Raw genomic sequence first — 9,303 nt, 5'->3', positions numbered from 1 at the left:
AGCAGGGCCGCCCCTGAAGCGTCGGCTTTGTCGAGCAGTTGCTCGACCACCTCGTCGACCGTCTTGTCCCCGGCCACCGCCGAGGCCGTCTCGCCCTTGTCTGCCATGACTCGTCCGATCCGCCCGGCCCGAGAGCCCGAGGCCGAGCTCCGGGCCAGACTTCCACATCACGGACTTACACGATCTTTCAGACACGCTCACGGCCAGGGCCTCGGAGGCGGCGTACTCCTTGAGGCCTGCGGTGGTGCCCTTACGGTCGGCGTAGAGGGCCTGCATTTCCCGCCAGTAGCCCTGGTAGACCTTGAGTGCGGTCTGTTTGGCCGCGGCTTCCGGGTTGGCCGGCGCCGTCGTTGAGGGGGCGGTGGGCGTCGGGGTGGTGGGCTCCGCTGTGGTGGTGCCGTTCTCGCTGCTGCATCCGGCTATGGCCGCGCTCGCGCAGATCATGGCGGTCAGGGTGGCGAGACGGATGCGGGTGCGAAGGGTTTCAGATGCTAACGGACCTGTGCTGGGTTGTCTGGTCACGTTCCCTCTCCGTCGTGATGCGGTGTGGTGCACGTGTGCAGCCGCAAGGCTACGCATATGCCGTCCAACTCCCCAAGGGTCTTTGGAGTTCGCGTCCTGTTCTCGCCAGTCACAGGTTGCTCGGTCCAGTGCAATCGGCTTTGTTGCAGATTGCGCGGGCCGGGGCGGTGAGCGTCGGGTTGTGCGCAGCCGGCTTCGTCTGCGCAATCGGCGTGGCAGTGATGGCATACCTGCGGCCTGCGGCCTGCTGTCTGCTGTCTGCGCAGTGTCTGTGCGCCGCGGTGACTTGCGATGGTCTGGCCTGTGGTCGGTCGTGTGGTCGGGGTATTGCGCAGATCTTGGGGTGGTGCGCAGCTGCTTGCTGCGCAGCGTCTGCGGGGCGGTGAGCGGGGCAGCGCGCAGTCGGCCCTTTCTGCGCAAGTGCGGGGCCGGTGGCTGCGTACTCTGCGTCCGGGGCTGCGCAGTGCTTCCGCAGTATGGTGACCTGGGATGGTGGGGGCTGTGGTCGGGGGAGCGGTCTTTGTGGTCGGGGCTGTGGTCGGGGTGTTGCGCAGGGCTTGGGGCGGTGCGCAGGTGCCTGCTGCGCACGGCTATGGCGCTGGTGGGTGCATCCAGCCAACTCTCCGCTCAGGGTTTTGTATGGGGTGCCATATGGGTGCGGCGGGGCCGTGGTGGAGGAGGTCGGTCATCGGCGCGGCCAGGACGGTCGTCTCGCGTAGGAAGCCGGTCACGGCCGTGTCTGCGCTGGCTGTGTGCAGGGCGCGGATGCGGGTCTGGGTTCCGGCGGGGCCGGTGCCGTCGAGGATGAACAGCAGTCGGGGGAAGAGCGGGTAGTGCCTGCGCCACTGTTCGCTGGGCGCTTCGAGGGAGGCGACCGTGCGCCGGTTGCCGCCGACCGGGGTGGGCACGTACGTGTGGAGGCGTGCGTATGCGCGGAGTTTGGCGGCGAGGCGTTCGGGGCCCATGGTGGCACGGTCGACCTCGAGGAATGCTCGTAGCATTGCGCCGTGGTCGTCTGTGTCTTGGCGGCCGCTGCGGTAGTACAGCAGCGCGTCCGGGATGACCGACTCACCGCCCCCGATGGGGTGGTGTACTTCCGGGAGAAAGTCCAGCGGCCGGCACAATTCTCCCCGGCCGCGTGCATCGAGGAGGAATTGAAGCCCGGTCTCTGTGACCGTGAGCGTGTGACTCACCCGCAGTCGTACAGCGGTCGGATCGGACACCAGTCGCGGTGGCCGTCGGCCGCGCAGCTCCGGCCACTCAGAGGCGACCTGCACTCCGTACTGGCTGGGAAACCACACCCGGGTGCGCCCTGCCTGCGGCAGGGTGATGCGGTCGATCAGGCCCTCAGTCTTGAGCTTGGCCAGCCGGCGTCTCGTCTGTTCGATTCGGACTGCGGGGGCGATGATCTGGTGCATCTGTTCGGTGGTGGCCATGCGGTACTGCACCAGGACTGCCAGTGTCAGCCGGTCACCGGCGCCGGCGTCCACGTCAATCGTCGTCATCGTCGCCAACTCGCTTACCTACGCGGTGCGGTGCCGCCCTTGTGCGGTGCCGCGTGTACAACCGAGCGCACCAGCTGGCCCCGACCACCCCACCGACCATCACGGCCCGACCACGGTCACGATGTGACAACACCGCCTTCGACCGGGCCCATATCCCCACCGACGACCCCGCCTACTGCAGCATCCGCCCCCTGACTCCCTGGGCGTCTTCACGCAGGTCACCACAGCGTTTCCGGCACGGTCGGAGGCCCGACATCCCCCTCAGCACACCTATACCCCCGGTCCAGGACAGAAAAGGGAGAGAAGCGGAAGGGACGGGTGGGGCGGTGAGCGGCCGGGGGATCGGCGCGGTCCTGAAGTATGGTGCGCGTCGCCGGCCGACTCCGCGCAACTCGTTGCACAGGCCCCGCAACGGGCCTGAACGCAGCGTCCGGCCGGCAGAAACCGAGCAATCGGTCCGACGGGCGGGGAGCCCGTCGCTGGCTACGACCTTTCTGCCGTCTGCTGGGGGGACGGCGGCACCCGTCTTCGCGCCGTACTCCTCGGGGGCCTCGTTCGCGGCGCCTGGCCGACGGTCAGCGATCTCGTAGCGGGAGATCACCCTTTGGTGCTTGATCGCCGTCGTCCTTTTTCCTTGCCGCGAGACGCTTCCGGCGGAAGGCTCCTCCCTCTATACGGCTGCAGCGTCGTAGCCGCAGACAGGGTGGTTCGCGCTCGATCGAGCAGGCTGCAGCCATCGGTGCTCTTGCGGGCCGATCGGTGCTCGGCGAACAGGGGAGTGCGGCTGAGAGTCACAGTGGCGGTGCGGCTTTGAACGTGTGAGTGCGGTGCCACAGGTAGTACGTCTCCCTGCGCGGCGTCCACCAGCTGACGGTGCGCCCCGCCAGCTTCTCCTGGATGTATGCCTCAATCTCGGGAATCTCAGAGGCCAGGGGGCTGACCTGAACAGCGCCCTCGGCGGTGACGCTCACGTAGCCGTGTTCGTACACGGCGTCGCATCCGAGAGTGCAGGCCAGCATGGCGATGTCGGCCAGGTCTCGCTTCTCCTCATCGCTGCACATCGCGCGTTTCTTGATGTGTGCGGCGATCAGGAAGGTGCCCGGCAGGGTACGCCCGCACAAGGCGCACTGGCCCGTCGAACCCTGCAGCAGGCGCCTCTTCAGCGCGGTCTGTTCGCCGCGCTGTGCGCGCCGGGCCGTGCGCTCCAGGTCCCCGTCGAAGGCGGCAACGGCGGCTTCTTCCTGGACCGTGTCGACCGGTTCGAGGGCGGCTGTGGCGGCATCGAGGGTCAGCAGGGTCTGTAGCGTGTCGCTCTCCGCCTCGCTGAGCACGGAGATGCCCATGATGTTGCGGTTGGGGTTCCAGCCGAGCAACGTGCGGATTTCCTCGACAGGGATGTCGAAGCCTCGGGTACCGGAGAGGGCGTACATGTATTCCCAGGTGCTGCCGGCCGGATCGGTGCCCCACAGCCGTGTGGCCAGCTCCTTGTTGCGCCACATCAGGGCGATGGTGCCGCCGAAGTAGACGCGCTTGTCGCCGCTGAAGAAAACCCAGTTGCCGGGGCGCATCTTGTTGATCCGGGAGACGTTGACGTTCTTCTTGCCCGGCACGACGCCCCACATCTGGGCTCGGCCGTCGGGGAAGAGACCCTTGAGCTCGTCGATGGTCGATGCGTCGAGAATGTCGGCGTGGTCGTCGAAGACCACGGGGTGGACGATGGTGTCCCGGTAGTGCTGGTCGACGTCCTTCTCCGACCGGCGGGCCGGCTGCATCACGATCTGCATGATGTGGATCATTCCCCCAACTGCGTGTACTTGGCGGCGTTGCCCCGTGCCAGGTGCACCGGGTACTTGCGGCGATTCTTCTCGATCTTCTCAGCCAGCGCCTGCTCCAAGTCGACGTCCAAGACGTCCGCGAGCCTGAGCAGGTAGGCCAGAACGTCCGCCATCTCCTCGCGTACCTGCACAGCGCGTTCGTCGTCCTGCATCACCTGGGCGGACTGTTGCGGTGCCAGCCACTGGAAGATCTCCAGCAGCTCTCCGCTCTCGCCGGCCAGCGCCATCACCAGATTCTTCGGGGTGTGGAACTGTTCCCACTCGCGTTCGGCGGCGAACCGGGCCAGGGCATGCTGCAGCGACGTCAAGGTCATGGCAACAGCTGTATCAGATATCGACGACACCCTCCCTCCCCGGCAACACCCCGGTACTGCTTGTCAGTTGGGGTTAATATAGATCACGTATGCATCTGTACGGGGGCACAGTGGCCGAGACGGCCCGCAACGTGGGCGATGAGGCATTCATCGCCACAGCCGAGCAGCGTTTCACGACGGTGTTCGGTGTGGCGCCCAGCGCGGAAGAAGTGCGCAGTTGGCGCCGCAGCTGGCCAGCCCTCGTCTCCATCCTTTGCCTGGCCGGGCTGGACGACGTGCACCTGCTGCTGGAGTACTCACTGCCCGCCACGGGAGAGCGCATCGACGCCCTCGTCCTGGGCAGGGACGCCGACGGGCGTCTGTGCGTGGTCGCGATCGAGCTGAAGCAGTGGACACGCGCCCAACTCAGCCCCGCCCGGCCCGGGATGGTCCGCATCGCAGAGCGCGTCGTTCAGCACCCGGCCCGCCAGGTCGGCGGCTACGTGCACTACCTGCAGCAATGGGTGAACCGCGCCGACTTCCCGCTGACCGCCCGCGGCACCGTCGTACTCCACGACGCTCCCGCCGAACTGGTCGCCGACCTTCGCGCAGCAGCCACGCGCGGCCCAGCAGCCGCCTACCCGGTACTGGGGCGCGACGACCTCACCCCACAGCCATCCCCTCAAGCCCTGGCCCAGCGGCTCGGCTGCGCCGAGCTGTACCCCGCCGGACGGGACGACATCGAACGCCTCCTGCAGGTCGAACACCGCCCCTCACCAGCCCTGTTGGAGCGGGCAGGCCAGGTCATCGCAGGCCGCGACGCCTTCACCCTCATCGGCGACCAGGACCTGGCCCGGCAGGAGGTCCTGCACGCGGTAGAGGCCGCACGCAAACGGGGAACGAAAAGCATCATCGTGGTGACCGGCGGACCGGGCACCGGAAAGACCGTCATCGCCTCCCGCCTGCTGGGCGATTTATGCAGACAACCTGGCGGCAATCCACGACTGCTGTCCCCGTCCGGGACGCTCACACGACAACTGCGCAGAACCGTCGGTGACGACTCCCGCGGCCTCATCGCCACCTTCCTCGAAAAGATCCCGGCCGGTATCACCGATGACAGCGTGGTACTCCTCGACGAGGCCCACCGCGCCCGCACCTACCCTGATCACCAGCAGGGCGCCTTCCCACTGATTTTGGGCAAGCTTCTCCAGCGAGCCGTCGTGACGGTGCTGTTCCTCGACGAGCGACAGATCGTGCGACCGACCGAAGGCCTCACGCTCCAGCAGCTCCAACAGCATGCGCAGCACAGCGGATTCTCCTTCGCCCACATCGACCTGGTCAGCCAGTTTCGCTGCAACGGTTCACGCGCCTACCAGCAGTGGATCGATCACCTCTTCCGGCCCGAAGCCACCACCTCGGCCTGGACGGGCAGCGACTACGACCTGGCGGTCGCACCAGACCCCGAACAGCTCGAGCAGTGGATTGCCGAACACACCCGCAGCGGCCGGACCGCACGGATGACGGCCGGCTTCTGCTGGCCATGGGACTCCCCACCAACCCCACCACTCCTGCCGGAAGTGGCGATCCCCTGGAACGGCCCGGACGGGCCACATACCTGGGCGCGCCCGTGGAATGCCCGCGCCGACGAGCCCGCATTCGACCACCCCGACGTGCCGGCCCGCCCGTTCTGGGCCACCGACACCGGCGGCCACGCCCAGGTCGGCTGCATCTACACCGCCCAGGGCATGGAATACGCCTACAACGCCGTGATCATGGGCGGGGACCTTGTCCGCCGCGGCGAGCAGTGGATCGCCCACCCGGAGGAAAGCCACGACTCCCAGTTGCGCGATCTCCCACCACACCGCTACCTGCGCTACGCACTGAACACCTACCGTGTGCTGGCCACCAGGGGAACCCAGGGGACGCGCTTGTACTCGACGGACGACGAGACGCAGGCCTTTCTCCGGACGCTGATCCCCTCGCACGAAGAGTTACCGACGAGCGGCTGACCGTCCCGCTGGACAACGCCACGCATGGGCCTAACAAGGGGCTGTCCCGTAAGTGGGCGGGGTGAGTAACAGCCCCAGGGCGGCGGCACCGTCTCACATGGCTGATCGCTGAAGGGCCTCTCGCCACTCCTCCATCACATCGCGGGACTCGTCCAGGGCGGGATCGCGGCTTCCGCCAGGTGCGTAAGCGGGGGACCGGTCTGCTCGGAGCGGTACATGGGCGCAGTACCAGGCCCGCTTGGCGCCTGCTTGCTCCGCGTGCGTGCCGGCCCGTAGATTATCCAGCAGTGTGGTCATGACTCTGCGGCGCCCGAAGGCGTAGACCGCGGGTTCGACGAACCAGCGGCAGAAGCTGGGGTCCGGGTCGTAGACGGCTGCGGTCAACAGCGGGGCGAAGAACTCTTCGGGCAGGTGAGCGCGTTCGAGCAGTGGCTTGCGCACCGCATGGGCCAGGTGCCGTGCGCGGCGTGCTTCCGGCACGTCGGGCGCCTCCCCGAGATGCATCAGCCGCGCCACTTCGGTGGCACATGCCAGAAAGGGTCGGTGATGCTGATTTCGCACCGCGAGCCGGGCCTGGAGGAGGCCATGCTCCCGCCGGACAATCAGCGTACCCTCGCCGCTGTGCGGCAGGCTGCCGGACTCGTCATGGCCCGGCATGTCGGCAAGATGCTGGGAGTCGACGGTCCCGGCCCACGCAGGCTCGGAGCGGGGGCGGGAACCTGCAGCTCGACCTGGGCGACGTGCTGCGCATGGTCGTACGCGCGAGATCCACAGCAGCTCGCCTGCCGGAACGGTGAGGACTGGACGTTCACGTCGTGCCGACTGGGCTTGGCCGAGTAGTCCGCCCGGCCGTCGCCGACGCGGTCGCACTCGGCGAGGGTTCCGTCCAGCAGGACGAAGTCCGGATCGTGCTCGCGCAGCGTCTTGAGCAGGGCAGGGGCTCGTTCGGCGAGTAGGCCGGTCACGCTGGTGACGTACGCGGGGACGGTGCCGGCGGATATCCCGAACCCGGCCGCGATCCGGGCGGGGTGTCGTGGCGACGCCAGTGCCCCAGAGCGACGAGCGCACGCTGGTGCGGCGGGAGCTTGCAGCGGCGGTCACCCTCGCAGGTGACGATGAGCATGGTGACCCACTCGACCAGGGCGTGAGAGAGGTCGAGTGCGGCAGGATGGGGAACCAGCAGGGCTCCTGTGCCGGTGGGTTGAGACGTCGACACCTCCGTCGACGGCACGGGGGCGTTGTGCGTTGCGGCCTCGCCTCGACCTGACCGGCATCACCCGATCAATGGCCACGCTGAAAACGCTCAGTGCTTCCGTTCGCTCGTCGAGCCGGCACGGCATCCGCGAACAGGGGCCCACCCCGGCGCGGTTCGCATCCTGTCGGGGGCGCGGGCGCGGGCGCGGGCGGGGGACACGAGCGGCGAGGCCCCCACCTGTCTTGGTAGGGGGTCTCGTCCCGTAGTGGCGCGGGCGGAGTTGCTGCCCTTCGCGGGTTCAACGGCTCTTGTACATCGTGACCGTGAAGCTGACCTTCTTACCGTTGTGGTAATCGGTGCTGTCCCACACCGAGATGTGAGACCTGTCCTGCATCCGCAGCTGCAGCACCTCATCGGCGTTGCTCCAGTTGTATCCGACGAACTGGAAGTTCGGCTCGGGACTGTCTCCCATTCTCCGATTTCCCCAGCTGCAGATATACGACGAGTCGTTCTCGCAGACGGACCAGGCCCTGGCGTACAGGTTGCAGTCCTCTCCCTGCCATACGTCGACACGCTTCAGCCTCGCGTCGGACGAGCGCCACGTGCCGTCGAACCGGTTGGCGGAGCACAAGGCGGCTGCTTGTTTCGTCGAGGTGACGGTGAGCACCACCGAGAGGGAGAGCGTCAGGGCGGCCGCCAAGAGCACGGCCATGATCCGGCGTAGTGGAATGCGGGCAGAAGAGGCCTGTGTCATCGTGAACCTCCGATAGCGGGTCGCAGCGCGGGGCATCTCGTCGTCACACGGCGCGTCGTCCCCCTACTTCGACTGAACGCCACCCATTCGGGCCCGGATCATTTAGCTCTTTACCCCCTACCTATTCCAGAGCAGCACTCCGCAATCTTGATCGCAATTCGGCAGGATTTTGCAATTCACGCACGATTCAATGATGAATGAGATTTAAAGTGGATCGGTCAATTAGCTTCTTCAGGCCTTGACGCTCCAGGGTGAGGATGGCTTTGGCGATTGACGTCATGCGGTTCGGACTGCGTCGGGACTTGCGGAAGATCCGCCAGGTTTTCAAGCGGGCGACGCCGTGTTTGGCCGGTGCCCGTGCCGCGGCCAGGGCCCGGTTGACGGTCTTGTTGGTGGGGTGAGTTCCTGCAGGGGCCTGCTTTTGATGCTGGTGATCAGCCAGGGGCCGCCGCCCTGATAGGCGAGATCGGCCAGGATGGGAACGCCCTGGCGCTCGCAGATGCGGATGATCCGGTGGGTGCGGGCGGCGGTCAGAGGGTGGGCGCGGCCCGGCAGCGTGGGTGAGAGCCACACCCGTCCAGCAGGACGAAGGCGGGGTCGGCCTCGCGCGGGGCCTTCAGTAGACCTGGCGCACGTTGGGCGAGCAGGTCGGTGACTGCGCTGGTGTAAGCGTGGGCGGTGGACTCGCTGATACCGAACCCCGGCGGCGATCTCTGCCATGGTTGTGTGTTCACGTAGGTGCACCAGACGGCAGTGCGGCTGAACGGTTCGCCGCCGAGTTCATGGATTCTTACGGACTCGACGGCGTCAGCGAGGGGGTCCTGCACGAGGTCACCCGCCGTACCCCCGGCTTCCATGCCTGGCAGGATCCACACTGGCCCGTCCACTGCCATCACGCAGCCGCCTTTCTCGGCGAGGTCGGATACCGCGAACTGGCAGCCCATCCCGACGCTCCCGACCAACTCAGGCAGGATCTGCGTACCGACGGCTGGTATGACGCAGCCCAACTCGAGCAATGCCTCACCCACATCGGGGAGGGTGCCACCACGATGCTCTTCCGCTGCACCCACCTCGCTTACGTCGACGCCTCATAACCGGGGCGTGTCAGCGATCTTGTGTAAGTCGGTTGGTTTCATTGGATGCTGAGCCGGTCCTCGAAGAAGAGTGAGAACTGGTTCAGTGCCTCTTTC

Annotated in this window: 7 protein-coding genes and 2 pseudogenes; 2 read left to right on the top strand and 7 right to left on the bottom strand. The window is 66.9% G+C overall.

The annotated features are described in order from the left end of the window. Positions 1-1,112: 1,112 nt before the first annotated feature. From ABZT03_RS41685 to ABZT03_RS41675, 3 genes are all read right to left on the bottom strand, one after another. A complete protein-coding gene (locus ABZT03_RS41685) occupies positions 1,113-2,027 on the bottom strand; it encodes a replication-relaxation family protein (protein WP_356049199.1) in 915 nt (304 codons plus the stop codon). Between the two features lie 791 nt (positions 2,028-2,818). Beyond that, positions 2,819-3,811 carry a hypothetical protein gene (locus ABZT03_RS41680; protein ID WP_356049197.1) on the bottom strand — a complete coding sequence of 331 codons (993 nt, stop codon included), beginning with the start codon at positions 3,809-3,811 and terminating at the stop codon, positions 2,819-2,821. 8 nt (positions 3,812-3,819) lie between these two features. After that, positions 3,820-4,176, bottom strand: coding sequence for a nucleotide pyrophosphohydrolase (locus ABZT03_RS41675; RefSeq protein WP_356049195.1), 357 nt, complete (start codon positions 4,174-4,176; stop codon positions 3,820-3,822). Positions 4,177-4,265: 89 nt separating this feature from the next. Between ABZT03_RS41675 and ABZT03_RS41670 the strand changes: the two genes are divergently transcribed. Then, positions 4,266-6,164 carry a DNA/RNA helicase domain-containing protein gene (locus ABZT03_RS41670; protein ID WP_356049193.1) on the top strand — a complete coding sequence of 633 codons (1,899 nt, stop codon included), beginning with the start codon at positions 4,266-4,268 and terminating at the stop codon, positions 6,162-6,164. Positions 6,165-6,257: 93 nt separating this feature from the next. On the opposite strand, the gene ABZT03_RS41665 is transcribed toward ABZT03_RS41670, so the two are convergent. From ABZT03_RS41665 to ABZT03_RS41650, 4 genes and pseudogenes are all read right to left on the bottom strand, one after another. Next, positions 6,258-6,821 carry a hypothetical protein gene (locus tag ABZT03_RS41665; RefSeq protein WP_356049201.1) on the bottom strand — a complete coding sequence of 188 codons (564 nt, stop codon included), beginning with the start codon at positions 6,819-6,821 and terminating at the stop codon, positions 6,258-6,260. A 105-nt stretch (positions 6,822-6,926) separates the two neighbouring features. Beyond that, positions 6,927-7,344: pseudogene (locus ABZT03_RS41660) on the bottom strand (transposase family protein); the annotation flags it as partial. Positions 7,345-7,657: 313 nt separating this feature from the next. Beyond that, positions 7,658-8,113, bottom strand: coding sequence for a hypothetical protein (locus tag ABZT03_RS41655; protein WP_356049191.1), 456 nt, complete (start codon positions 8,111-8,113; stop codon positions 7,658-7,660). Between the two features lie 187 nt (positions 8,114-8,300). Continuing rightward, a pseudogene (locus ABZT03_RS41650) lies at positions 8,301-8,860 on the bottom strand (transposase family protein); the annotation flags it as partial. Between the two features lie 35 nt (positions 8,861-8,895). Between ABZT03_RS41650 and ABZT03_RS41645 the strand changes: the two are divergent. Further along, positions 8,896-9,207 (top strand): CbrC family protein, encoded by a 312-nt coding sequence (locus ABZT03_RS41645; protein ID WP_356049189.1) that lies wholly within the window; start codon positions 8,896-8,898, stop codon positions 9,205-9,207. The last annotated feature ends 96 nt before the right edge of the window (positions 9,208-9,303 follow it).

Origin of the sequence: Streptomyces sp. NPDC005574 (assembly GCF_040605435.1) — a bacterium.
Classification (GTDB): Bacteria; Actinomycetota; Actinomycetes; order Streptomycetales; family Streptomycetaceae; genus Streptomyces.
This window is presented reverse-complemented; position numbering and strand designations above follow the sequence as displayed.